The sequence below is a fragment of the Streptomyces xanthophaeus genome (assembly GCF_000725805.1).
Taxonomy (GTDB): Bacteria; Actinomycetota; Actinomycetes; order Streptomycetales; family Streptomycetaceae; genus Streptomyces; species Streptomyces xanthophaeus.
The window spans coordinates 57088-81281 of sequence record NZ_JOFT01000029.1; the positions used below are offsets into that span (position 1 = coordinate 57088).

General features: G+C 73.7%; 24 protein-coding genes. 5 read left to right on the forward strand and 19 right to left on the reverse strand.

Features of this window, described 5'->3' with window-relative positions:
* Nucleotides 1-223: 223 nt before the first annotated feature.
* Both IO30_RS46005 and IO30_RS47640 read right to left on the reverse strand, forming a co-directional pair.
* The gene (locus IO30_RS46005; protein WP_031144762.1) at nt 224-1204 is read right to left on the reverse strand and encodes a helix-turn-helix transcriptional regulator; all 981 of its coding nucleotides are present in this window, start codon (nt 1202-1204) and stop codon (nt 224-226) included.
* A gap of 72 nt (nt 1205-1276) precedes the next feature.
* A complete protein-coding gene (locus IO30_RS47640) occupies nt 1277-2041 on the reverse strand; it encodes a LysM peptidoglycan-binding domain-containing protein (RefSeq protein ID WP_078904766.1) in 765 nt (254 codons plus the stop codon).
* 295 nt (nt 2042-2336) lie between these two features.
* Here IO30_RS47640 and IO30_RS0119505 point away from each other — a divergent pair, with 295 nt between their 5' ends.
* Nucleotides 2337-3149: a hypothetical protein gene (locus tag IO30_RS0119505; RefSeq protein WP_031144765.1), complete on the forward strand. Its 813-nt coding sequence runs from the start codon at nt 2337-2339 to the stop codon at nt 3147-3149.
* A gap of 198 nt (nt 3150-3347) precedes the next feature.
* Nucleotides 3348-3785, forward strand: a complete 438-nt coding sequence (locus tag IO30_RS0119510; RefSeq protein ID WP_031144766.1) for a hypothetical protein — start codon at nt 3348-3350, stop codon at nt 3783-3785.
* 13 nt (nt 3786-3798) lie between these two features.
* Here IO30_RS0119510 and der read toward each other — a convergent pair whose 3' ends face one another.
* The 5 genes from der to IO30_RS0119535 form a co-directional block, all read right to left on the reverse strand.
* The gene (der, locus tag IO30_RS0119515) at nt 3799-5259 is read right to left on the reverse strand and encodes a ribosome biogenesis GTPase Der (RefSeq protein ID WP_031144767.1); all 1461 of its coding nucleotides are present in this window, start codon (nt 5257-5259) and stop codon (nt 3799-3801) included.
* Nucleotides 5260-5334: 75 nt separating this feature from the next.
* A complete protein-coding gene (locus IO30_RS0119520) occupies nt 5335-5922 on the reverse strand; it encodes a lysophospholipid acyltransferase family protein (protein WP_234321760.1) in 588 nt (195 codons plus the stop codon).
* A 52-nt stretch (nt 5923-5974) separates the two neighbouring features.
* On the reverse strand, nt 5975-6682 hold the full coding sequence (gene cmk, locus IO30_RS0119525) for a (d)CMP kinase (protein WP_031144769.1): 708 nt from the start codon (nt 6680-6682) through the stop codon (nt 5975-5977).
* Between the two features lie 151 nt (nt 6683-6833).
* A complete protein-coding gene (locus IO30_RS0119530; protein ID WP_031144770.1) occupies nt 6834-7922 on the reverse strand; it encodes a prephenate dehydrogenase in 1089 nt (362 codons plus the stop codon).
* A gap of 150 nt (nt 7923-8072) precedes the next feature.
* Entirely contained in the window at nt 8073-8513 is a 441-nt protein-coding gene (locus IO30_RS0119535) for a YidB family protein (RefSeq protein ID WP_031144771.1), read from the reverse strand.
* Between the two features lie 137 nt (nt 8514-8650).
* Between IO30_RS0119535 and IO30_RS0119540 the strand changes: the two genes are divergently transcribed.
* The 3 genes from IO30_RS0119540 (at nt 8651) to IO30_RS0119550 (ending at nt 10266) form a co-directional block, all read left to right on the forward strand.
* Complete coding sequence (locus IO30_RS0119540; RefSeq protein ID WP_031144773.1) at nt 8651-8992, forward strand: DUF952 domain-containing protein; 342 nt, start codon at nt 8651-8653, stop codon at nt 8990-8992.
* A gap of 81 nt (nt 8993-9073) precedes the next feature.
* Nucleotides 9074-9547, forward strand: coding sequence for a Rieske (2Fe-2S) protein (locus tag IO30_RS0119545; RefSeq protein WP_031144774.1), 474 nt, complete (start codon nt 9074-9076; stop codon nt 9545-9547).
* 29 nt (nt 9548-9576) lie between these two features.
* Complete coding sequence (locus IO30_RS0119550) at nt 9577-10266, forward strand: nucleotidyltransferase domain-containing protein (protein WP_031144776.1); 690 nt, start codon at nt 9577-9579, stop codon at nt 10264-10266.
* Here IO30_RS0119550 and IO30_RS0119555 read toward each other — a convergent pair.
* The 12 genes from IO30_RS0119555 to IO30_RS0119610 form a co-directional block, all read right to left on the reverse strand.
* Complete coding sequence (locus IO30_RS0119555) at nt 10263-11030, reverse strand: nucleotidyltransferase domain-containing protein (protein ID WP_031144778.1); 768 nt, start codon at nt 11028-11030, stop codon at nt 10263-10265. The genes IO30_RS0119550 and IO30_RS0119555 overlap by 4 nt on opposite strands.
* A gap of 3 nt (nt 11031-11033) precedes the next feature.
* On the reverse strand, nt 11034-12062 hold the full coding sequence (locus IO30_RS0119560) for an ADP-ribosylglycohydrolase family protein (protein ID WP_031144779.1): 1029 nt from the start codon (nt 12060-12062) through the stop codon (nt 11034-11036).
* The gene (locus tag IO30_RS0119565) at nt 12059-12802 is read right to left on the reverse strand and encodes an NUDIX hydrolase (protein WP_031144780.1); all 744 of its coding nucleotides are present in this window, start codon (nt 12800-12802) and stop codon (nt 12059-12061) included. The genes IO30_RS0119560 and IO30_RS0119565 overlap by 4 nt, the downstream gene beginning before the upstream one ends.
* On the reverse strand, nt 12799-13878 hold the full coding sequence (locus tag IO30_RS0119570; protein WP_031144782.1) for an AAA family ATPase: 1080 nt from the start codon (nt 13876-13878) through the stop codon (nt 12799-12801). Before IO30_RS0119570 ends, IO30_RS0119565 begins: the two co-directional genes overlap by 4 nt.
* Nucleotides 13875-14483 (reverse strand): nicotinamide riboside transporter PnuC, encoded by a 609-nt coding sequence (pnuC, locus tag IO30_RS0119575; RefSeq protein WP_031144783.1) that lies wholly within the window; start codon nt 14481-14483, stop codon nt 13875-13877. The genes IO30_RS0119570 and pnuC overlap by 4 nt, the downstream gene beginning before the upstream one ends.
* Before the next feature lie 132 nt (nt 14484-14615).
* A complete protein-coding gene (locus IO30_RS0119580) occupies nt 14616-16088 on the reverse strand; it encodes a pseudouridine synthase (protein WP_031144784.1) in 1473 nt (490 codons plus the stop codon).
* Entirely contained in the window at nt 16088-16720 is a 633-nt protein-coding gene (scpB, locus tag IO30_RS0119585) for an SMC-Scp complex subunit ScpB (RefSeq protein ID WP_031144786.1), read from the reverse strand. The genes IO30_RS0119580 and scpB overlap by 1 nt, the downstream gene beginning before the upstream one ends.
* Entirely contained in the window at nt 16717-17892 is a 1176-nt protein-coding gene (locus tag IO30_RS0119590) for a segregation and condensation protein A (protein WP_237403315.1), read from the reverse strand. The genes scpB and IO30_RS0119590 overlap by 4 nt, the downstream gene beginning before the upstream one ends.
* Before the next feature lie 942 nt (nt 17893-18834).
* On the reverse strand, nt 18835-19344 hold the full coding sequence (locus tag IO30_RS0119595) for a hypothetical protein (protein ID WP_078904109.1): 510 nt from the start codon (nt 19342-19344) through the stop codon (nt 18835-18837).
* Nucleotides 19329-20447 carry a ParA family protein gene (locus tag IO30_RS0119600; RefSeq protein WP_078904110.1) on the reverse strand — a complete coding sequence of 373 codons (1119 nt, stop codon included), beginning with the start codon at nt 20445-20447 and terminating at the stop codon, nt 19329-19331. Before IO30_RS0119600 ends, IO30_RS0119595 begins: the two co-directional genes overlap by 16 nt.
* A gap of 368 nt (nt 20448-20815) precedes the next feature.
* Nucleotides 20816-21931, reverse strand: coding sequence for an alanine dehydrogenase (gene ald, locus IO30_RS0119605; RefSeq protein WP_031144791.1), 1116 nt, complete (start codon nt 21929-21931; stop codon nt 20816-20818).
* Nucleotides 21932-22083: 152 nt separating this feature from the next.
* Nucleotides 22084-24087: a tetratricopeptide repeat protein gene (locus IO30_RS0119610; RefSeq protein WP_031144792.1), complete on the reverse strand. Its 2004-nt coding sequence runs from the start codon at nt 24085-24087 to the stop codon at nt 22084-22086.
* Nucleotides 24088-24194: the final 107 nt, after the last annotated feature.

Here is a 24194-nt window from a genome sequence, read left to right on the forward strand (position 1 = left end):
GCCGTCAGCGGCGCGCCCGGACGTTCGTCCATCCCGGGTCACACTTGTGTCACGGAATGTCGACAACTTCCGGCGGCCCGCCCGGGTGCCGCGCATTTGTTTTCCGCATCCGCGGGACGTACTCCCTGAAGGCCCTTTGGAATATCCCCCCAGGAGCCTCGAATTCCGTCGGAGAATGTCACGAGCCGCCTGGACCAGACCAGGTGAATCCCCCTCAGATCCGTTACATATCCTTCACCGTCTCCGGTTCCACGGCCCGCGTCAGGAGATCCCGCGCGGCCCGGATCCGGTCGATCAGCTCCGGCGGCTCCACGACTTCGAACTCACAGCCGAGCAGCATGACGTGAATCACGAGAACGTCCAGGTTCACCGCTCCGGTGCGCAGCAGGCAGCTGTCCGCGTCGACGGCTTCCAGGGCCCCGTCGCTCGGCCCGATGACCCCCGCCGCCGCCTCCGCGGAAACCTTCAGCCTCAGCACCGCGCGGGCCGCGTACGCCTGCTGGGCCACGCCCCGGGACACGTAGGCCGCGAGGTCCTCGGCCGGTGCGGGACGCGGGACGAAGCGCGGGCCGTGCGGCGGTCTCGGCTCGATCCGGTCGGCCCGGAACGTCCGCCACGCCTCCCGGTCCAGGTCCCAGGCCACCAGGTACCAGCGCCGTTCGGTGCAGACCAGCCGGTGCGGCTCGACGGTGCGGCGGCTGGCTCCGCCCTCGTGGTCCCGGTAGCCGAAGCGCAGCCGCTCGCCGTCCCGGCAGACGGCGGCGAGCTCGGTCAGCACGGCGGCGTCCACGGTGGAGCGCAGCGGCCCGCGCAGCATCGGCACGGTGAACTCGTTGAGCGCCGAGACCCTGCGCCGCAGCCTCGACGGCAGCACCTGCTCCAGCTTCGCCAGGGCCCGTACGGAGGCCTCCCCGATCCCTTCGACCCCGTTCCCGGCGGCGGTCCGCAGCCCGACGGCGACGGCCACCGCCTCGTCGTCGTCCAGCAGGAGGGGCGGCAGCTCGGCCCCGGCGCCCAGTTGGTAACCGCCGCCGGTGCCGGGGCTCGCGTGCACCGGGTACCCGAGCTCCCGGAGCCGGTCCACGTCCCGCCGGACCGTGCGCGGGGTCACTCCGAGCCGCTCCGCGAGATCGGCCCCGGTCCAGTCGCGGTGGGCCTGCAGCAGGGACAGCAGGCGCAGGAGTCGTGCGGAGGTCTCGAGCATGGCAGCAGTGTGCCGGTCACCCGGACGCCTTCCGAACGGGCCCGCACGGTACGCACACCCCCGGGCCCACGCTCAGCCCCCGGCCCCACCACCGGCAACCGGGCCCGGAGCCACCGGCCCGACCGGACCGGCGGACGCCGCCGGGGCAGGAGCCTGGGACGGACCTGGGGACGGTGATGCGGGAACCACCGGGACGGGGCTCGGCACCGGCACCGGCAGGGTCGGGTCGACCGGGGGCAGCGTCAGCAGCATGCCCACCGCGATCGCCCCGGGCCGTTCCCCGACCACCGCCCGGTTCGCCGCGTACAGCGCCCGCCAGCCGCCCTGCACCCGGCGCGTGCGCGCGATCGACACCAGCGTGTCCCCGGCCCGCACCACGTGCATCCGTCCCGCCAGCCCGTACCTCTTCGAGCACGCGGGCCACGCGTCCCACCCCTGGGTGGCGAGCACCTCCTCCGCCACCCGGATCTGCTGCTCCCGGCTCGCCAGGTCGGCCCGCGGGGCGAAGCCCAGCCCGCCGTGCTCCTCCCAGGTCGACTGCCAGAACTGCAGGCCGCCGTAGAAGCCGTTGCCCGTGTTGACGGCCCACCGGCCGCTGCTCTCGCAGTCGGCCACGCAGTCCCAGGGCCATTGCCCGCCCGGCCCGCAGTCCCCCGGCCCGTCCCCGATCAGGCCCGGCGAACCGGGATGCGCGGCCCCGGCCGGCCCGGGTGCGGGCGGCGGCGGCGCCGCACCGGCCGCACCGGCCGCACCCGAGGTGAGGACGAGGGCCGCTGCTGCGGCGGCGCCGGCAGCGGCCACGGCACCGAGGGCCCGCCGGATCCGGATCATGGGCATCGGGTCACGCTACGCAGCCGCCCGCGCCCCTTCCGGCCCGCCACGCGGCGCGCCCGCGGGCCCCACCCGGTCGGCCGACCGGCGGCCTCCGGCCAAACGGCCATCCGCGGCCAGCAACTGCGCACAAGAGGAAAAGAGTTGGCACAAATCGGCGCCCCGGGCACACCGTTCACCCTCCCGGGGGCCCGGTTCGATTCCGTTCCCTCGATCGGCGTGACCCCGGCCGCCACTTGCCCGTTGATCCCGGCGAGCCGGGAACACCCCGGCCCACGCACCTATGCCGAGGAGCCACCCCGTGCCGCGCATGCTCGACGTCAGTGATGAGGTACGTGCCGAGATCGGTGACGAAGAAGCCGACAGGCTGCTCGTCGGCGAGGACGCGCCGCGCAGTTACGACTGCACCTCCTGCCGCACCCCCGGCGATCCCGAGAACGACCGCACCAGCACGGTGCTGTTCGTCGGCGAGGAGACCGCCGTCCTCGCCTTCGCCCACGCCACCTGCATCCCCTCGCAGGTCGTCTCCGTCTCCGAGGAGCAGCTCCAGGGCGCGGTCCGCAGCATCACCGGCGACAGCCCCGCCCCCCAGGTGCCCGCCCCCGGCGAGGGCCCGCAGAACGTGCCCGGCGGCCAGGCCGTGCTCGGCATCACCAGCGGGCTGGTCCTGATCGACGGGGCCCTGCACCCGGCCCTGGTCGTCGAGCCGACCGCGCCGATCGCCCGCCCCGGCAGCACCGGGCCGGGCGACGACTTCCTGCCGCTGCTCATCGAGCAGGGCTTCATCCCGGTCACGGACACGGCCGAGCTGCCCTCCCCGCTGAACGGCTGGTCGGTCCTGCTCGCCGCCGGACAGCTGCACGCCGTGCTCCAGCCGGGCGCCGACGGCGGCAGCCCGGTCGCCTGGTGGCAGGCGCACCAGGCCCTGTCGGTCACCGACGGCTGGCGGGCCGCCGTCAACAAGACCCAGCGCGTCCTCATCTACGCCGCCCCGGTCGGCTCCATCGGCCAGCAGCCCCGCGAGGACCTGCTGCGGGACGCCCTCGACAAGGCCGCCGCCGGGGGCAAGCTGGTCGCCGCCTCGATGCCGCTGGCGGGTACGCCCGGCGCCTGAGCCGTCCACCGGCGGGGCCGGGCCGGCCCCCGTTCCCCCGTACTTCACCCTCCCTCCCAGCTGCTGCCCGGCCTCCTGTCCAAGGGAGCCGGGCGGCGTGCGCCGGGGGTGCGCGGTCCGTCCCGCGCACCCCCGGCGATCTGCGTTTTCGGCCCGCTCACCCCGCATCCGCAGCGCGCCGGTTTCGTTGGCTGATACGTGCATCCATACGACTCCTCCCGCGCCCCGTCCTATCCGAGTGCCGTCCCCCCGATGCGCCCCGCACGGGACCGGGACAGCGCTGCGGCCGCCTCGCACACCCCGATCTACGACACGCTGTACTCGGAGTACCTGCGCGCCTTCCGGGCCCTGCCGGGCGACCGCACGGGCGAGGAGGACCTCGGCTTCACGGCGTTCTCGTACGGCGGCGGGTACGGCGCCGGCGGGTCCTCGTACACCGGCGGGAGCGGATGGAACAGTTCCGCGTGGCAGCAGAGCGACAGCTGGCAGCCCTCGTACACCCCGCAGCCGTCGTACTCCTACGCCTACGCGGGCCAGGGCGCCGACAGCCCCGGATACGCCGGCGGGCGGCAGAACCAGACCGGGATGACGCACATCCCGGCGGCTCTGCCGCCCGCTCCGCGCCGGGGGTACTGACCCCCGGGCCCGACTACTTCTTCTTGTGCTGGGCGCCGCGCTTCTCGCGCACCCGCACCGAGATGTGGATCGGAGTGCCCTCGAACCCGAACTCCTCGCGCAGCCGGCGCTCGATGAAGCGCCGGTAGCCGTGCTCCAGGAAGCCGGAGGCGAAGAGGACGAACCGCGGCGGCTTGCTGCCCGCCTGGGTGCCGAACAGGATGCGGGGCTGCTTGCCGCCGCGGATCGGGTGCGGGTGCGCGGCGACGACCTCGCCGAGGAAGGCGTTCAGGCGACCGGTGGGGACGCGCGTCTCCCAGCCGGCGAGGGCGGTCTCGATCGCCGGGACCAGCTTCTCCATGTGGCGGCCGGTGAGCGCCGAGACGTTCACCCGGGGCGCCCAGGCGACCTGCTGCATCTCGGTCTCGATCTCACGCTCGAGGTAGTAGCGGCGCTCCTCGTCGAGCTCGTCCCACTTGTTGTACGCGATCACGATCGCGCGGCCCGCCTCGACGGCCATGGTGATGATGCGCTGGTCCTGGACGCTGATCGTCTCGGTGGTGTCGATCAGGATGACCGCGACCTCCGCCTTCTCGACGGCGGCGGCCGTCCGCAGGGAGGCGTAGTAGTCGGCGCCCTGCTGGAGGTGCACCTTCTTGCGGATGCCCGCGGTGTCGACGAACTTCCAGGTGATGCCGCCGAGCTGGATCAGCTCGTCGACCGGGTCGCGGGTGGTGCCGGCCAGCTCGTTGACGACGACGCGGTCCTCCTTCGCGACCTTGTTCAGGAGCGAGGACTTGCCGACGTTCGGACGGCCGATCAGCGCGATGCGGCGCGGGCCGCCGGGTGCGGCGCCGCCGAAGGTCTGCGCGGGGGCCTCGGGAAGGGCCTCCAGGACCGCGTCGAGCATGTCGCCGGTACCGCGGCCGTGCAGCGAGGAGACCGGGTGCGGCATGCCGAGGCCCAGCGACCACAGGGAGGCCGCATCGGACTCGCCGCTCTGGCCGTCGACCTTGTTGGCGCACAGGACGACGGGCTTGTTCGCCTTGCGCAGCAGCCGGACGACGGCCTCGTCGGTGTCGGTGGCGCCGACCTTGGCGTCCACGACGAAGACGACCGCGTCGGCGGCCTCGATGGCGTACTCGGCCTGGGCGGCGACGGAGGCGTCGATGCCGAGGACGTCCTGCTCCCAGCCGCCCGTGTCGACGACCTTGAAGCGGCGGCCGGCCCATTCGGCCTCGTACGTGACGCGGTCGCGGGTGACGCCGGGCTTGTCCTCGACGACGGCCTCGCGGCGGCCGATGATGCGGTTCACCAGGGTCGACTTGCCCACATTGGGCCGGCCGACGACGGCGAGGACGGGGAGGGGGCCGGAAGCGGCCGCCTCGATCGCGCCTTCGACGTCCTCGATGTCGAAGCCCTCTTCCGCGGCGAGCTCCATGAACTCCGCGTACTCGGCGTCGCCAAGTGCTCCTTGGTCGTGCTGGTCGTTCATGAAGTCCGTTCCTCGTCGTTCGTGGTGATCGGTGGCACCCGCGCAGCGCGGTTCCACTACTAGGTCAAGTCTCGCTCAGCGCCCGGTGAGGCGCTTGGCGTCGGCCAGGTGGGCGGTCAGCCGGTCCTGGATGCGTACGGTGGCCTCGTCCAGCGCGGTACGGGTACGGCGGCCACTGCCGTCCCCGGCGTCGAATGCCGAGCCGAAGACGACGTCGACCCGGCTCTTGAGTGCGGGCAGGCCCTTGACGACCCGGCCCCGGGTGTCGCCGCTGCCCAGGACCGCGACGGGCACGATCGGTGCGGCGCCGCGGACCGCGAAGTACGCGAGTCCGGCGCGCAGCGAGGCGAAGTCGCCCTCGCCCCGGGTGCCCTCGGGGAAGATCCCCAGGGCCCCGCCGTTCTCGAGCACGCCGAGGGCGCGGCCTATCGCCGTCCGGTCGGCTCCGCTGCGGTCCACCTTGACCTGTCCGATCCCTTCGAGGAAGGGGCCGAGCGGGCCGACGTAGGCTTCCTTCTTGATCAGGAAGTGCAGCGGCCGGGGCGCGGTGCCCATGACCATCGGGCCGTCTATGTTGTGCGAGTGGTTCACGGCGAGGATCACGGGGCCCGTGGCGGGCACCCTCCAGGCTCCCAGTACGCGCGGTTTCCACAACCCGTACATGAGCCCGATGCCGATGCGCCTGCCGACCGCCGCACCCCTGAGGGAGGGCGTATCACTCACTTGCGGTCCGCTTCTCTTCCACCAGCGTGACCACGCACTCGATGACCTGGTCCAGCGTGAGCTCGGTGGTGTCGACCTCGACGGCGTCGCCCGCCTTGGCCAGCGGGGAGGTCTTGCGGCCGGAGTCGGCCGCGTCACGCTTGATCAGGGCTTCCTTGGTGGCGGCCAGGTCGGCGGCCTCCTTGCCGCGCAGCTCTCCGCTGCGGCGGGCGGCGCGGGCCTCGGCCGAGGCCGTCAGGAAGACCTTGAGGTCGGCGTCGGGCAGGACGGTGGTGCCGATGTCCCGGCCCTCGACGACGATCCCGGCGCCCGCCGCTGCCGCTTCGGCGGCGATGGAGCGCTGGAGCTCGGTGATCAGGGTGCGCACCTCGGGGACGGCGCTGACGGCGCTGACCTTGGAGGTGACCTCCTGGGTACGGATGGGGCCGGAGGCGTCCTGGCCGTCCACCGTGATGGTGGGGGCGGCCGGGTCGGTGCCCGAGACGATGCCGGGCTTGCCGGCGGCGACGGCGATCGCCTGCGGGTCGTCGGTGTCGACGCCGTTGACGATCATCCACCAGGTGATGGCCCGGTACTGGGCACCGGTGTCCAGGTAGCGCAGCCCGAGCTTGGCGGCCACGGCCTTGGAGGTGCTGGACTTGCCCGTGCCGGAGGGACCGTCGATGGCGACGATCACGGCGGACGGAGCTGCGGTTTCCACGGTGCGGGCACCTTCCTGGTTGCGCGTACGTGTCCGGGCGCGCCAAAAGCGCCCCTCCCCAAGGTTACCGGCCTCCGGCACCCCCCGGCCCCGCCCGGCCGCCCGGCCGTACGCCGCGGGCCCGGGGGCGGGCTCACCTCGGGCCGCGGGGCTACTGCTGGCGCAGTGCCCAGCCCCGTTCGCGCAGCTCGGCGGTGAGCGCGGCCACGGCCCTGGGCTCCACCATCAGCTGGACCAGGCCGGCCTGCTGGCCCGTCGCGTGCTCGATCCGTACGTCCTCGATGTTGACCCCGGCCCGGCCGGCGTCGGCGAAGATGCGGGCCAGCTCGCCCGGCTGGTCGCTGATGAGCACGGCCACCGTCTCGTACACGGTCGGCGCCGCGCCGTGCTTGCCCGGGACCCGTACCCGGCCCGCGTTGCCGCGCCGCAGCACGTCCTCGATGCCCGCCGCGCCGCCGCGGCGCTTCTCCTCGTCGGCCGACTGGAGACCGCGCAGGGCCTCGACGGTCTCCTCCAGGTCCGCGGCGATCCCGCTGAGGACGTCGGCCACCGGGCCGGGGTTCGCCGAGAGGATCTCCACCCACATCCGCGGGTCGGAGGCGGCGATCCGCGTGACGTCGCGGATGCCCTGCCCGCACAGGCGCACCGCCGTCTCGTCGGCCTCCTCCAGCCGCGCCGCCACCATGCTCGACACGAGCTGCGGGGTGTGCGAGACCAGCGCCACCGCCCGGTCGTGGGCGTCCGCGTCCATCACGACGGGGACCGCCCGGCACAGGGCGACCAGCTCCAGCGCCAGGTTCAGGACCTCGTGTTCGGTGTCCCGGGTCGGGGTGAGGACCCAGGGGCGGCCCTCGAAGAGGTCCGCGGTGGCGGCGAGGGGGCCCGACCGTTCCTTGCCCGCCATGGGGTGGGTGCCGATGTACGCGGTGACGTCCACGCCCAGCGCGGCGAGCTCCCGCCGCGGGCCGCCCTTGACGCTGGCCACGTCCACGTACGCGCGCGCCAGCCCGCGCCCGATCGCGTCGGCCAGCGTGGCCGCGACGTGGGCCGGGGGCACGGCGACGATCGCCAGGTCGACCTGGCCCTCCAGCGGCTCGTCGGAACCGGCGCCGAGGGCGGCCGCCGTCCGGGCCTGCGCCTGGTCGTGGTCCACGAGGTGGACGGTGATCCCGCGGGAGGACAGGGCGAGCGCCGCGGAGGTGCCGATCAGTCCGGTTCCGATGACGACGGCGGTTCTCAAGGTGCGCTCCAGGGTTGCGTACGCGGCGGTCACGGACGGTCCGCCCAGGGTATCCAGCGCGGTCGGCGCGAGGGCCCGGCGGTCCGTCCGGTGGGACGGGCCGCCGGGCCCTCGCCGGCTGCTGTGCTCGCCGGCTGCTGCGGGAACCCGTCAGAGGTTCTGCTGCCTGATGATGTCCTCCAGGGAGCCCGAGGGCACCTGTCCGTCCGGGGTCAGCTTGTCGACGGCGGTGGGCAGCGCCTGCGCGATCTCGTCGGCGGCCTTCTCCGGGCTGACGCCGGCGTCCTCGGCGACCTTCTGGAGGGTGTCGGCCGGCAGCGCCTCCTTGATCTGGTCGGCGCTGACGGGCTTGTTCTCGCCGGTGCCGACCCAGGACTGGGCCTGGTCGGCCAGCCCCGACTTGGTCAGCATGTCCATCAGGCCGCCCAGCGGGTTGTTCGCTCCGCCCGCCGCCTGGGCGCCGCCCGCACCGCCGCCGCCCAGCAGGGCGCCGAGGAGCGAGCCGAGGATGTTGCCGCCACCGCCCTGGCCGCCGCCGCTGCTGCCGCCGAGGAGGCCGCCGAGAAGAGAGCCGAGGTCGTTACCCGCCATGGTCATGCCTTTCGAAGAGGGACCGGGCCGCGCGGACGACGGCGTACCCGGCTGCGAGACACGGACAATGTCGCCCGAACCGGATGGTGCCGCCACTTGGCGCACGCCCGCGGAACGGCTGCGGTAGAACGATCGGCATGATCTTCCACATCGTCCCGCTCGCCGACTGGGCCGCCGCGCCCGGCTCCCCGTACGCCCCCTCCTCCCTCGGGTCCGAGGGCTTCGTGCACTGTTCGGCCGACGGCCCGACCGCCCTGGCGATCGCCGACGCGCACTACCGCGGGGTACGGGGGACCCTGCTCGCGGTGGAACTCGACGAGGAAGCCCTGACCGCGGAAGTCCGCCGGGCGGGTGAATCCGGGGGCCGCTACCCGCACGTACACGGTCCGCTGAACCGCGAGGCCGTGGTCCGCGTGTGGGAAGTCGTACGCACACCCGGCGCTCCCGCCTCACTGGTCCCATGGCAGCCGGGTGCATGAACCGGCGCGGCGGGCTTCTCCCGGAGCCCTCCGCGGGCCAGGATGCTGCACGTCATCCGGCCAGACAGCGAGGAGACACACATGAGCGACCCCACGCGCACCGCCCGCCGCACCGTACTGGCAGCAGGCGCAACCGCCCTCGCGGGCGGAGTGCTCACCGCCTGCGGCGGTGCGGCCGAGCAGAAGCCCGCGAGCGAGGCGGGCAGCGCCGCCACCCCCTCGACGGCGGACTCCGCACCCGCCTCGCGCGCTCCCGCGGCGCCCGCCAAGGCCATCGCCCGGGCCTCCGAGGTGCCCGTGGGCGGCGGCACCGTCCTCAAGGACCAGAAACTGGTCGTCACCCAGCCCACGGCCGGCAACTACCGCTGCTTCTCGGCGGTGTGCACCCACTCGGGCTGCCTCGTGAACAAGGTGGCGGACGGCACCATCGACTGCCCCTGCCACGACAGCAAGTTCAAGGTCACCGACGGCGCCCCCACCAAGGGCCCGGCCACCCGCCCGCTGACCGAGAAGAAGATCACCGTCTCGGCGGACGGCGCGATCTCGCTCGCGTAGGGGCACTCCCGCCGCCTACGATCCGCCGGATGGACGATCTGACGCTGGTACGGGACCACACGGTCTACCAGTGCGTGATGGGCTCCCGGGCGTTCGGGCTGGCGACGGAGGCGAGCGACACCGACCGGCGCGGTGTCTACCTCGCCCCGACGCCGCTGTTCTGGCGTTTCGAGAAGCCCCCCACGCACGTGGAGGGCCCTCGGGACGAGGAGTTCTCCTGGGAGCTCGAACGCTTCTGCTCGCTCGCCCTGCGGGCCAACCCGAACGTCCTCGAGTGCCTGCACTCGCCGCTCGTGGAGCAGGTCACCCCGGTCGGCGAGGAACTGCTGTCGCTGCGCCCGGCCTTCCTCTCCCGCCGGGCGCACACCAGCTTCAGCCGGTACGCGGTCTCCCAGCGCAACAAGCTCCTCGCGGACGTCCGCGTCCACGGAGCCCCCCGCTGGAAGCACGCCATGCACCTGCTGCGCCTGCTCCTGTCCTGCCGCGACCTGCTGCGCACGGGCCACCTGGCCATCGACGCGGGCCCGCACCGCGAGCGCCTGCTCGCGGTCCGGCGCGGCGAGCTCACCTGGGACGAGGTGGACGCCTGGATGACCCTGCTCGCCGAGGAGACCGCGGTCGCCCTGAGCACGACCGTCCTTCCCGAGGAGCCCGACGAGGCCCGCGTCGAGGACTTCCTGCTCCGCGCACGCCGCGCCTCGGCGGCCCAGGCCGGCTAGGCAGCGCTCTGCGGGGAGGTGCGCTGCCGGACGACGAAGGCGTCGAGAGCCTCGTACGCCGACCCGTACTCCGGCAGCGCGGAGGCGGCCTGCGCCGCGTCGAGCACCCCGTGCAGGGCCTCGAACTCCTCCCGCACCCGCTCCACGGGCGGCCCCGCGTACGCCCCGTGTTCGGCGGCGACCTTGGCCTCGATCAGGGCCGCGAGGTGGGCGGGCGCCTCCGGGACCTCGGCCAGCAGGGTGGGCAGGTGCGCCTGCACCTGGCCCGACCGCATCAGGTGGATGCCGGTGAGCAGCGCCCGGAAGGCGTAGAGCAGCGGCTTGAGTTCGGCCGCCTTCGCGAAGAGCCGCCACTGGGTGTTGGCGAAGCCCCGGTAGTGGTGGGCGTGGTGGGAGGTCAGGACGCCGGGGGCCAGCGCGATCAGCTCCTGGTGGGCCGGTGTGCTGTGCACCACCAGCGGGGACAGCAGCTGCTCCAGGACGTAGCCGTTGCGGTTGAGCATCAGCCGGACGAACTTGCGCAGGTCGTGCGTGACGAGGTCCATCTCGACGCCGTCCTCGTCCCACATGCGGCTGCGGGTCTCCTCCGGCTCGCCCAGCCCGAACAGGGACTCGGCCGGGAGCAGGTGGGCGCCGCGCAGGTCGACGTCGGAGTCCCGGGACGGGAATCCGTACAGGTGGGCGCCCGAGACCGTGGCGAAGACGAGCGGGTCGGGCTGTCCGGCGACGACGGGGGTGAGGTCGAGACTCAGTGCATCCAGCATGGATCAAGCATCCCAGAGGGCGCCGAAGGCCAGGAGCTCGTCCCGGTACTCGATGCGGCCCTCCCAGTCGCGCGGCCAGGCGTCCGCGCCGAGGTGGGCGCCCGCGAAGGCGCCCGCGAGGCAGGCGATGGAATCCGAGTCGCCCCTGGTGCAGGCCGCTCGGCGCAGGGCGGTGAGGGGCTCCTCCGGGAAGAGCAGGAAGCACTGGAGGGCGGTGGCGAGGGCCTCCTCGGCGATCCAGCCGTCGCCGGTGGTCAGGCAGGGGTCGGTCTCCGGGGAGGGGGTCCGCAGGGCTGCGGCGAGCCGGTCCAGGACGGCCAGGCACTCGTCCCAGCCCCGGGCGATGAAGGACTCCGGCGAGGCGTCGGAGGCCGTGCGCATCCACAGGTCGCCGAGCCAGCGCTCGTGGTAGCGGGTGCGGTTGTCCAGCGCGTACGAGCGCAGCCGGCCGACCAGGCCGGTCACCTCGGTCCCCTGCGCCAGCAGGTGCACCGCCCGCGCGGTCAGGTCGGAGGCGGCCAGCGCGGTGGGGTGGCCGTGCGTGAGGGCGGACTGGAGCTGGGCGGCGCCCGCCCGCTCCTCCTCGGTCCAGCCGGGGACCAGACCGACGGGGACGACCCGCATGTTCGCGCCGCAGCCCTTGGAGCCGATCTGGCTCGCGTCGCGCCAGTCCCGCTGCGGGTGGTCGAGCAGTCCGCAGGCCGTCAGGCAGGTGCGGCCGGGCGCGCGGTTGTTCTCCGGGGAGTGGTACCAGTCGACGAACTCCTCCCGGACGGGCCGGGCGAGCCGCAGCGGGCCGACGCGGCCCCGCTCACCGGCGGTCCGTATGCCGCGGGCCAGGGCGAGGGTCATCTGGGTGTCGTCGGTGACGATCGCCGGTCGCGGCAGGGACATCTCCCGCCACGGCCCGGTCTTGGCCAGGATCGACGGCACGTCGTTGAACTCCGTCGGGAACCCGAGGGCGTCGCCCAGGGCCAGGCCGGTCATGGCGCCCGTCGCAGCGCGCTTCGGTGAGGTCGGCGGCGTCGTCATCGTGGGTGTCCTTCCGAGGGGCGGAGCAGGGGCGGGTGCAGGGTGTTCGCCGGTCCCGGCCGGTAGAGCGCGGCCGGTTTGCCGCGGCCCCCGGTGAGCCTGGCCGCGCCGGGCACGGCCTCGACGAAGCCGGGCGTGGCCAGGACCTTGCGGCGGAAGTTGGGGCGGTCCAGCGAGGTGTCCCAGACGGTCTCGTAGACGGCCTGGAGCTCCCCGAGGGTGAACTCGGGCGGGCAGAAGGCGGTGGCCAGGCAGGTGTACTCCAGCTTCGAGCCCACCCGCTCCCGGGCGTCCGCCAGGATCAGCGCGTGGTCGAAGGCCAGGCGGCCGGCCGTGCCCACCGCGACCCAGCGGGCCCGGTCGGCGTCGCCGCCGCCCTCCGCCGCCGGTTCCGGCATGTCGGGGACCAGTGCCGCGAAGGCCACCGAGACCACCCGCATCCGGGGGTCCCGGTCCGGTTCGCTGTAGGTGCGCAGTTGCTCCAGGTGCAGGGCGGCGACCAGGTCCGGGGCGAGGCCGGTCTCCTCGGCGAGCTCCCGGCGGGCGGCCGTCTCCGCGGACTCGCGGGGCAGGACGAAGCCGCCGGGGAGCGCCCAGTCCCCCGCGTACGGTTCCTGGCCGCGCCGGATCAGCAGCACGTGCAGGGCTCCGGCGCGGACGGTGAACACGGCGAGGTCGACGGTCACCGCGAACGGTTCGAAGGCGTGCGGGTCGTAGCCCGGCGCCGGTCGCGCGGTCATCGTGCCTCCGGCAGGGGATCGGCGAACTGCCAGCCCTCGGCGAGCAGTCCGTCCACGGCCGCCACGGCGGTGGCCAGGCGGGTCTCGCGGTCCCCGCGCACCAGCAGGTGGCGCCTGCCGGTGGCCTCCAGCTCCTCGCGGAACCGGCCGGTCATCCAGGGTCTGAGGTGGGGCCCGTCCCGGAGGCCGTCGTCCTCGAAGGGCACGTCGGCGTCGTCCGTCAGCAGGTAGAGGTCCCGGTGCGTCAGGGCTGCCGTCCTCTCGACCTCGGTGTTGCGGGCGCCGAGGTAGCGCTCGTGCCAGATGCCGGTCGCGAAGGAGTCGGTGTCGCAGATCAGGACCGGGGAGCCGGTCCGGGCCGCCCGTTCCTCCTCGGCGTCCTGGCGCCGGGCGATGACGGGGAACTCCGCCGAGGTGAAGGAGATGTCCGCCCAGGTGGCGCCCGGGCGGGCGGCCCGGGCCGCGGCGAGCTTCTCCTCGCTGTAGCGGCGTCCGTACTCGGCGACCCAGCCGGTCGCCGCCCAGACCCCGCCGCGCGCCCTGTAGTGGGCCGCCAGGTCCCGGGACAGGGTGGTCGTCCCGGTGGACTCGGCGCCGAGGACGACGACCCGCCGGGCCAGCGCGGCCCGTACGGCCGGTCCCAGGAACTCCCAGCAGGCGGCCGGGTCCGCCCGCACGGCCGTCCCGGAGACCGGGAAGAGCGTCCGGGACGGGTCCACGCAGACCTCCTCGGCCCCGAACCTGCGCGCCAGCTCGCTCCCGTACTCCTCCGAGGTGAAGACGGCGTCGACGGGCTCGCCGACCGCGGTCCGGAAGATCTCCATGTGGGCCTCCCACACCGCCGGGTCGTGCAGGTCCACAGGGATGTCGTCCACCGCGCCGATCACCCGCGCGCCCGGGTGGGCCTCCTGCATCCAGGCGACGCGGTCGGCGAGCGGCACCGATTCCACGGAGGCCGCGCAGACCAGTACGGTCAGCCGCTCGCAGCGGTCCTGGGCGGTGCGCACCAGGTGGTGGTGGCCGGCGTGCGGCGGGTAGAACTTGCCGAGCACCAGCCCGTGGCCGAAGCGCCTCATGCCGTCGCCTCCGCGGCCGTACGGGTGCCCGGGGCGGGCAGCTCGCGCGACCAGGCGCGCAGGCCGGCCACGCACAGGGCGAGGAAGCCGACGTACAGGACCGCGGTGAGGTGGAGCCCCTGGTAGGCGTAGAGGGGGATGTAGACGAGGTCGGCGGCGATCCACAGCCACCAGCACTCGACGAGCTTGCGGCACTGGCCGTAGGTGGCGGCGAGGGACAGGCCGGTGGTGGCCGCGTCCCAGAAGGGCACGGTCGAGTCGGTGGCGCGGCTGAGCAGCAGCGTCAGGGCGAGCACCACCACCGCCCCCGCCGCGGCCAGCCCGGCCCATTCGGCGCGCGTGGTGCGGCGCACCGGCAGGGCCTCCGCGGTTCCTGGTCCACCCCCGTGGGTCCAGGACCACCAGCCGTACGCGGCCAGGGCCACGAAGACGACCTGGAGCCCGGCGCCGGCGTAGAAGCCGCTCTGGACGAAGAGCACGACGAAGAAGACGTTGTTGGCGATGCCGACCGGCCAGTTGGCGACGTGCTGCCGGGCCACCAGCCAGACGCACAGGGCGCCGGTGACGAACCCGGGCACCTCGGTCCAGTTCAAGGTCCAGTTCATACCGGGACCCCCTCACTCCCTTTAATAGTCAGGTTGACTATAAACAGGAAGGGGGGTCCCGGACAAGCGAAAAGCCCGCAGTGCCGTGGGCACTGCGGGCTTTCGGCAGGGGAAACGGGCCCCTGCGGGGTGCTACAGACCGACCTCGCGCATGAGCATGCCGACCTCGGTGTTGGTCAGGCGGCGCAGCCAGCCGGACTTCTGGTCGCCCAGCTCGATCGGACCGAAGGAGGTCCGGACGAGCTTCTCGACGGGGAAGCCCGCCTCCGCCATCATGCGGCGGACGATGTGCTTGCGGCCCTCGTGGAGGGTGACCTCCACCAGGTAGTTCTTGCCGACCTGGTCGACGACACGGAAGTGGTCGGCGCGGGCGTACCCGTCCTCCAGCTCGATGCCGTCCTTGAGCCGCTTGCCGATCTCGCGCGGCAGCGGGCCGGTGATGGCCGCGACGTAGGTCTTCTTCACGCCGTACTTCGGGTGCGTGAGGCGGTGCGCCAGCTCACCGTGGTTGGTGAGCAGGATGATGCCCTCGGTCTCGGTGTCGAGCCGGCCGACGTGGAAGAGACGCGTCTCACGGTTGGTGACGTAGTCGCCGAGGCACTGGCGGCCGTCCGGGTCCTCCATGGTGGAGACGACACCGGCGGGCTTGTTCAGCGCGAAGAAGAGGTACGACTGGGTGGCGACGGTCAGGCCGTCCACCTTGATCTCGTCCTTCGGCTGGACGCGCTTGCCCTGCTCCAGCACGATCTCGCCGTTGACCTCGACGCGGGCCTGCTCGATGAGCTCCTCGCACGCGCGGCGCGAACCCATGCCGGCCCGGGCGAGCACCTTCTGCAGGCGCTCCCCCTCCTCCTCGGCACCCGGGAAGGTCTTCGGGGTCTTGATCACGGGCTTGTCGGCGTACCGGTCGCGCACGCGCTCCTCGATCCGCGCGTCCAGCTCACGGGGACGGGACTGGCCGCTGCGGCTGCCGGGGCCGCGGCGCGGGCCGCCGGCCCCGCCGATGCCGGGGGTCTTGGGGGTCCTGGGGCCGCCCTTGGCACCGCCGCGGGCCGCGTCGCCGCGGGCACCGCCCCGGTTGCCGTCGGCCGCGCCGCGGGCACCGCCGCCGCCCGCCTTGGCTCCGCCGCGGCCGTTGCGCTCGCCCTCGGGGCCCACGTCGTAGCGGCGCTCCTCGGGGCGCGGGTTGCGGATGCGGGGGGCCTGCTCGCGGTCACGCGAGTCGGAGCCGCCCTGGTAGCCGCCGCCGGAGCCGCCCTGGTAGCCGCCGCCGGAGCCGCTGCCACCGCCGCTGCGGTAGCCGCCGCCGGAGCCGCTGCCACTGCCAGTGCTGCGGTAGCCGCCGCCGGAGCTGCCGCCGCGGGCGCCGCCGCCCGAGCCGCCGCGGGCACCGCCACCGGAGCTGCCGCCGCGGGCGCCGCCACCGCTGGAGCTGCCGCCGCCGGAGCCGCGGTAGCCACCGCCGCCGCCGGAGCCGCTGCCACCGCCGGAGCCGCCGCCGCGGTAACCACCGCCGCCGGAGCTGCCGCCGCGGGCGTTACCGCGCCCGCCGCCGCCGCTGCTGTTCCTGTTGCCGCCACCGTTGCCGTTGCCGCTGCTTCGCATCAAAGTTCCGTCGTCTTGTCGTCGTCTACATCAGGGTCCGGTGCATCCGGATCGAACGACGGAACACCTTCCTGCGTCTCGGCTTCGATCGCGTCCGCCTCGGGGAGGAAGGGCGCGAGCTCCGGGAGCTCGTCCAGGCCGCGCAGGCCCATCCGCTCCAAAAAGTGGTTCGTCGTCCTGTACAGGATCGCACCTGTTTCGGGTTCCGTCCCCGCCTCCTCCACCAGACCGCGCTGGAGGAGGGTCCGCATGACCCCGTCGCAGTTGACGCCGCGGACCGCCGATACCCGGGAACGGCTCACCGGCTGGCGGTACGCGACGACGGCGAGCGTCTCCAGCGCCGCCTGGGTGAGGCGGGCCTGCTGACCGTCCAGTACGAAGGCCTCGACGGCCGCGGCGCACTCCGCCCGGCTGTAGAACCGCCACCCGCCGGCGACCAGGCGCAGCTCGAAGCCCCGGCCCGCGGCGGTGTACTCCTCGGCGAGCTCACGCAGCGCGGTCGCGACCTCGCGCGGGGTGCGCTCCAGGACCTTGGCCAGGTGCGCCTCGGTCGCGGGCTCGTCCACGACCATCAGCACGGCCTCGAGCGCGGGCTTCAGTTCCAGCGCGGCCACCGCACTCGCGTCGCTCATTCCTTCGCCTCCACGATCTGGTCGAACTCGTCGGTCACGGTCGGCATGCCGTCGCCGTCCCCGCCGCTCCAGCGCACGGTCAGGGTCTGCAGGGCCTCCTCCTGGTCGAGGACCACCGCCTTCTCGCGGTAGAGCTCCAGCAGGGCCAGGAAGCGGGCGACCACGGTGAGGGTGTCCGCCGCGTCCTCGGTGAGCTCCTGGAAGGTGGCCTCGCCGCGGGTCTTGAGCAGGCGCACGACGAGCCCGGCCTGTTCGCGCACGCTGACGAGGGGCGCGTGGATGTGGTCCACGTACACCTGCGGCCGGGCCTTGGGCTGCATCGCCTTCACGGCGAGGCGGGCGAAGCCCTCCGGGCCGATGCTGATGACCACCTCGGGCAGCAGTTCGGCGTGGTGCGGCTCCAGGCCTACGGTGCGCGGGTAGCGCCGGGACTCGTCCTCGGCCCGCTGCTCGAAGATCTCGGCGATCTGCTTGTACGCCTTGTACTGGAGCAGCCGGGCGAAGAGCAGGTCCCGGGCCTCCAGGAGGGCGAGGTCGGCCTCGTCCTCGACCTCGGCGGCCGGGAGCAGCCGGGCGGCCTTCAGGTCCAGGAGGGTGGCGGCGACGACGAGGAACTCGGTGGTCTGGTCGAGGTCCCAGTCCGGCCCCATGGCCCGGATGTGCGCCATGAACTCGTCGGTGACCCGGGACAGCGCGACCTCGGTGACGTCGAGCTTGTGCCGCGAGATCAGCTGGAGCAGCAGGTCGAACGGCCCCTCGAAGTTGTCGAGCCGCAACGTGAACCGCCCGCCGCCGACCGCGGCCTGCGCCTGCTCCCCCGGCACGGGGCCGACACCGCCCTCGGCGGCAGCCGCCCGCTGGGCTGGGGTGTGGTGGTCGGCACCCTCGGCGACGACGGCCGCATGAGGGACCGGGGCCCGGACGACGACCTCGGCCGACTGCGCGACTCGCGTGTGGCCAGCGCCCTCGGCGACGACGGCGACGTGCGGGGCGGAGGCGGCATCTTCGCCGGTGGCCGACCGCCGGACCGGGGCCCGGACGGCGTCCTCGGCCGCGGCAGGGACTGCGGCAGGGGGCAGGAGCGGGTCCGGGTCGGGCTCGTGCGAAGTGGCCGGGGCCTGGAGGCGGCCTGCGGGGGTCCGTACGGCCTCGGAGGCCTCCTCGGGGTTCACCCCGCCCCCGCCTCCCGTACGGCCCTCAGCGGGCGACTCAGGGGCTTCGGGGCCCTGCGCCCCACCGATCGGCCCGGACGCACCCGGCCCGCGTCCCAGCGAGCGGCGGGGCGGTCGGCCGGTGTCGGCGGAGGAGGGCATAGCGGTCCAGGGTGGTGCGGAGGGGGCGGGGCGTCCCGAGCAGCCTAGGGGGTGTCCCCCCGATCAGGCCGGATCAGGCTTCGGCGTCTGGCGCCGCGCGGATCAGCCGCGGCCCGGCAGCACACCCGCGCTCCGGCCACGGCGCCCCCGCCGGGGGCCCGGGCGGGCGCGGGCCCGCACTAGCCCTCGCTCCGGCGGGCCGGGCAGCCGCGGCACGGTGCCCCGAGCGCCGGCCAGGCCACGCGCACGGCGGCGGGCGAGTGCGCGGCAGTGGGCGGAGGTACGGGTGGGACGGAGTCAGCCCGGCCCTGTGCACCGCCCTCGCCCCGACCCCGCCCCGGCAGGACGGGCAGCTGCCGGACGGCGCCTCCGAGGCCCGGCCAGGCCGTGGCGGGCGGAGGTGGTCGAGGCCGGGTCGGTGGGGCGCGCCTGGCGGCGCGTCGGCTTCTGCGCGGGCCGGGCGTACGGGCCCGGCGGCCCCGTCGGCTCCCGCGCGGCTCCCGCGCGGCTACCGCCCGGGCCGGTCGTGCGCGCCTGGCTGGGCCGGCGGGGCGGGAATGACGGCCCCCGCCCGGGACTGCGGTGTCGGGGCTGGGGGTCCGGCGCGGGCCGACGGGGCCGGGGTCCGGCGGGGCTGGTGGGGCGGGACTGGCGACCCCCGCCCGGGACCGTGGTGCCGGAGCCGGCGGGGCCTGGGGTCCGGCTGGGCCGGTGGGGCGGGACTGGCGACCCCCGCCCGGGACTGCGGTGCCGGGGCCGGGGGTCCGGCGTGGGCTCCATGCGTCGGGGCCCGCGGGGTCGTCAGCGGCCGCGGAGTCTTCGGACGAGGATGCTCGCGTCGCCCCGGGACTCCAGGTCGGCGAGGACGACCGCCACCGCTTCGCGGACGATGCGTCCGCGGTCGACCGCCAGGCCGTGCTCCCCGCGCAGCACCAGCCGCGCGTGCTCGAGGTCCATGAGCTCCTCGGCGGAGACGTACACCGTGATCTTCTCGTCGTGCCGTTCGCGTCCGCTGGGCCGCCGGTTCGCGCCCCGGCCCTGCCCCTTGCCGCGGCCGCCCGCCTGGGCGCCCGGGCTGACAGAACCTTCCTGCGGCCTGCGCGGCTGCCCCACCACGGGGCTCCCGGGCCCGGCGGCGGCCTCAGCCTCCCGGCTGCGGCCCTCCCCGGCCGTGCCCTCGGCCGAGGTGGCCGAGTGCTCCGCGGCGGACGCCTCCTCGGCCCCTCGCCGCGACGAGGACGACTGGAGGGCCATCCCCCCGGTCGTACGGAACAGTTCGTCGGCTCCGGGCAGACTCACTCGGCGTGACACCGGGCGAGCACCTCCCTGGCCAGCTGGCGGTAGGCGGCGGCCCCGACGGAGTTGGAGGCGTACGTCGTGATCGGCTCACCGGCGACCGTGGTCTCCGGGAAGCGCACCGTGCGGCCGATGACCGTGTGGTAGACGTGGTCGTCGAAGGCCTCGACGACGCGCGCCAGCACCTCACGGCTGTGCACCGTACGGGAGTCGTACATCGTGGCGAGGATGCCGTCGAGCTCCAGCTCCGGGTTGAGCCGCTCCTGCACCTTCTCGATGGTCTCGGTCAGCAGCGCCACGCCGCGCAGCGCGAAGAACTCGCACTCCAGCGGGACGATGACCTTGTGAGCCGCCGTCAGGGCGTTCACGGTCAGCAGACCGAGCGAGGGCTGACAGTCGATCACGATGTAGTCGTAGTCGGCCATCAGGGGCTTCAGGGCCCGCTGCAGCGTGGACTCGCGCGCGACCTCACTGACCAACTGCACTTCCGCAGCGGACAGGTCGATGTTGCTCGGCAGCAGGTCCATGTTGGGGACCGCCGTCTTGAGCAGCACCTCGTCGGCCGACATGCCCCGCTCCATGAGCAGGTTGTAGACCGTCAGGTCGAGTTCCATCGGGTTCACGCCGAGGCCCACGGACAGTGCGCCCTGCGGGTCGAAGTCGACGAGCAGCACGCGGCGCCCGTACTCGGCGAGCGCGGCACCCAGGTTGATGGTCGACGTGGTCTTGCCCACGCCGCCCTTCTGGTTGCACATCGCGATGATCTTCGCCGGACCGTGATCGGTCAGCGGACCCGGGATGGGGAAGTACGGGAGCGGGCGTCCGGTCGGGCCGATCCGCTCACGGCGCTGGCGGGCAGCGTCGGGGGCGAGGGTGGCCGCGTACTCGGGGTCCGGTTCGTACTCCGCGTCGGGGTCGTAGAAGTGCCCTTCGGGCACGTTTTCGTAGTCGGCGAAACCCACGGGCTTTTCGCCGCTCAGGTCGCCGGCCCTGGAGTTCACGTCTAGGCCGTCCATGCTCTTTCGGGGCGTCGTCATGTGCTGGTGGTTTGCGAAGGTGCGTACTGCGACGGAGCCGACGGCTTCGAGCCCGGCAGGGCCCTGGCCCCGCTCAGGCATCTCTGCCCGACCACCTCCAGGAGCAAATGTCGACTCATTCACAAGTCGTCTTACCTCCTCGGACGCGACCAGGACACTTATCGATAGGTCAGCGTGGCACCATGCCGACGGTTGGCGACTCTATGGCGTGTCACCACTCAGCGGCAACACAATCCACCGGACCCGGCACGATGTGTCGGCAACCGAACACCACTCTGTCAAGGGCGCACGGACTGTCGCCGCGAAGTTTCGCGGGTGTGCGAAAGGGTTAAAGGGTTACGTTCGAGGCGAGTTGAACGGGATCCCGGGGCCCGCCGCAAACGCCTCCGGCCGGACCTCGCGAGCAAGGTCCGGCCGGATACGTGAGATTGACGTCAGTCGTTGACGCGTCAGCCGAGCAGCGTGTTCAGCTCAAGGGTCTCGAGGCCGTGGGCCTCGGCGACGGGGCCGTAAACGACCTGGCCGTCATGGGTGTTGAGGCCCAGACCGAGCGCCGGGTCACGACGCAGCGCCTCGACCCAGCCGAGGTTCGCGAGCTGCACGATGTAGGGCAGCGTGGCGTTGGTCAGCGCGTAGGTGGAGGTGTTCGGCACCGCGCCCGGCATGTTGGCGACGCAGTAGAAGACCGAGTTGTGGACCTGGAAGGTCGGCTCGGCGTGGGTGGTCGGACGGGAGTCCTCGAAGCAGCCGCCCTGGTCGATCGCAATGTCGACAAGGACACTTCCGGGCTTCATCTTGGCGACAAGCTCGTTGGTGACCAGCTTCGGGGCCTTCGCACCCGGGATCAGCACCGCGCCGATGACGAGGTCGGCCTCGACGACCGCCTTCTCCAGCTCGTAGGCGTTGGAGACGATCGTCTTGATCTTCGTGCCGAAGATCTTGTCGGCCTCGCGGAGCTTGTTGATGTCGCGGTCCAGCAGGGTCACGTGGAAGCCCATGCCGATGGCGATCTGCGCGGCGTTCCAGCCGGAGACGCCGCCGCCGATGACCACGCACTCGCCGGCGTGGGTGCCGGGCACGCCGCCCGGGAGCACGCCGCGGCCGCCGGCCGAGCGCATCAGGTGGTAGGCGCCGACCTGCGGGGCCAGCCGGCCCGCGACCTCGGACATCGGGGCGAGCAGCGGGAGCGCGCGGTTGGCGAGCTCGACCGTCTCGTACGCGATGGCGGTGGTACCGGACTCCAGCAGGGCGTCCGTGCACTCGCGGGAGGCCGCCAGGTGCAGGTACGTGAAGAGGGTCTGGTCCTTGCGGAGGCGGTGGTACTCCTCCGCGATCGGCTCCTTGACCTTCAGCAGGAGGTCGGCGGTCGCCCAGACCTCGTCCGCCGTGGCGAGGATCTCCGCGCCGGCGCCGACGTACTCGGCGTCCGTGATCGAGGAGCCGACACCGGCGTTCTGCTCGATGAAGACCTGGTGGCCGTTGCGGACCAGCTCATGCACGCCGGCAGGCGTGATGGCGACCCGGAACTCGTTGTTCTTGACCTCGCGGGGGATGCCGACCTTCATCGTCGATCACGGTCCTTGGCTCAGGGGATGATACGGGGCACTTACTTACATACCCGCCCACAAGAACGCGCAACGGGATGCACCACAAGATGGTGTGGTGGAGCCAGTCTAATGAAGGATGAGTCGCTGTCTAGCCTTGCAAACCAATAATCTCAGTCGGAACCACTACGGATTTCGCAGGCTGCGGGGTCATCTCCCAGCAATCGATCAGCCGCAGACCGGTGCAGCCTGGCAGCCGCGGGGTCACCCAGCCGGTCCAGCGTGTCGGCCAGCCGGACCTGGAGCGCGGCCTGAAGTCGCTGGTCCCCGGCCCGGCGCGCGAGCTCCACCGCTTCCCGGCAGGTGTGCAGCGACTCCTCCGGGTGCCCGGCGTACTCCTGGACCCGCGCCATCTCGCTCAACGCCTTTGCCTGCCCGGGGACATCGGCCAGCTTCCGGTACCCCGCCGCGGCGGCGCGCCAGCTGCGCAGCGCGTCCCCGTAGCGGCCCGCGTAGGTGTGCACGTTGCCCAGCCGTCCGTACAGCCGGGCCTCGTCCGCGCGCTCCCCCCGCGCGAGGGCCTGGGACAGGGCCCGGCCGAACCAGTCGGAGGCCCGGTGCCAGTCGGTCAGCTCCTGGTACGCGCCGCCTACGGATTCCATCGCGCGGCCCGTCGCGTACGGGTCGTTCGCCGCGCGTCCGGCGTCCAGCGCGGCCCGGTAGCGCTCCAGCGCCTCCTGGGTGCGGCCGGTCTCGGCGTCCAGGTCGGCCAGGTTCAGCAGTGCGGCGGCCTGCTCCCGGTGCAGGTTCCGGCGCTCGGCCACGTCCAGGACCAGGCGGTGCAGCCCGTACAGCTCGGGTGCGGCCTCGGCCGTGCCGCGGTGGTCGGCCAGCGCCCGCACCAGGGCCGCGACCAGCCGGCGGGCCAGGGTGTCCAGCTCCCCGTCGGCCACGGCCAGGGAGGCGGCCGCGGACAGCGCGGGCAGCCGGGTGTCCAGCCAGGTGGCGGCGGACCGCCGGTCGGGGAAGCGCAGGGCCCGCGGCGTGCCGTCCAGCTTCTCCCGCGGGTCCAGCAGGCCGTCGGACTCCTCGGGGGGCGCGGCCATGGCCCGGCAGGAGTGCAGCAGCCGTACGGTGCGCTCCAGCATCCGGGCCCGGGCCAGCTGGACCTCGGCGGGGCGCTCCTTGGCCTCCAGCAGGGCCTGGAGCAGCGGCGTCAGGCAGCCGGGCAGCAGGTACAGGCCGTCGTGCGAGGGGTGTACGAGACCCAGCCCGGCGAAATCGTCCAGCGTGGACTGGGCGGCGGCGACGGAGCAGCCGACCAGGGCGGAGGCGGTGTGCGAGTCGACGATCCCGGCCGGGGCGAGCGGCAGCAGCCGCAGGGTCCGCTGCGCGGGCTGCGGCAGGGACTCGTAGACGAGGCGGAAGCCCCGGGCGAGCGGCCCGCCGGTGGCGGCGGGCATGTCGTGCAGCTGCTTGGCCACGTCCGCGACGCCCTCCTTGGGATGTGCGGCGAGCCAGCCGCCGACGAGGCCGAGCGCGGCGGGCTGGCCCCCGCACTCCTCGGCGAGGGCCTCCGCGGCGCGGGGGTCGGCGGTGACCCGGGTGTCCCCGATGCGCTGGACCAGCAGCTCGACGGCGGACGGCGTGTCCAGCCCGCCGAGGGTGCAGGGGCGTACGTCGGGGATCCCGGTGAGCGGGCCCTCGGCGGTGACCACGACCAGGCACTCGGGGGTGTCCGGCAGCAGGGCGTCGACCTGGTGCGGGTCGGCCGCGTCGTCGACGAGGATGACCGCCCGCCGCCCGGCGAGGGCGTCCCGCAGGGCGGCGCTCAGCTCGTCCTCACCGGCCCCGGGCGGGGTGGTGTGCCCCAGGTCCTCCAGCAGCCCCCTGACGGCGCGCTCGGTGGCCACGGTCGCGCCGCCGGGGGCGGTGAGCCGGGTCCGGAGCACGCCGTCGGGGTACTGGTCGGCGATCTCGCGCACGAAGGCCTCGGCGAGGGCGGTACGACCCGACCCCGGCCGCCCCGCGACGAGCAGCACGCGCGCCCTGGGGGCCTTGGCCTTGCGTCCCGAGAGGGTGTCGAGCCCGGTCCGTGCGATGTCCTCGCGCAGCTCTTTGAGCTCGCGCCGCCGCCCGACGAAATCCGTCACGGAATCCGCTCCTCTCCCTGCCATCGGGTTGCGAGCGTAGTTCACGCAGAGCGACGACCCGGGTGGAGCGCGGCGGGCAAATCCCCCAATCGGATCAGCGGATGGTCCGCTTTATCGGGTTCCGGGCCCCA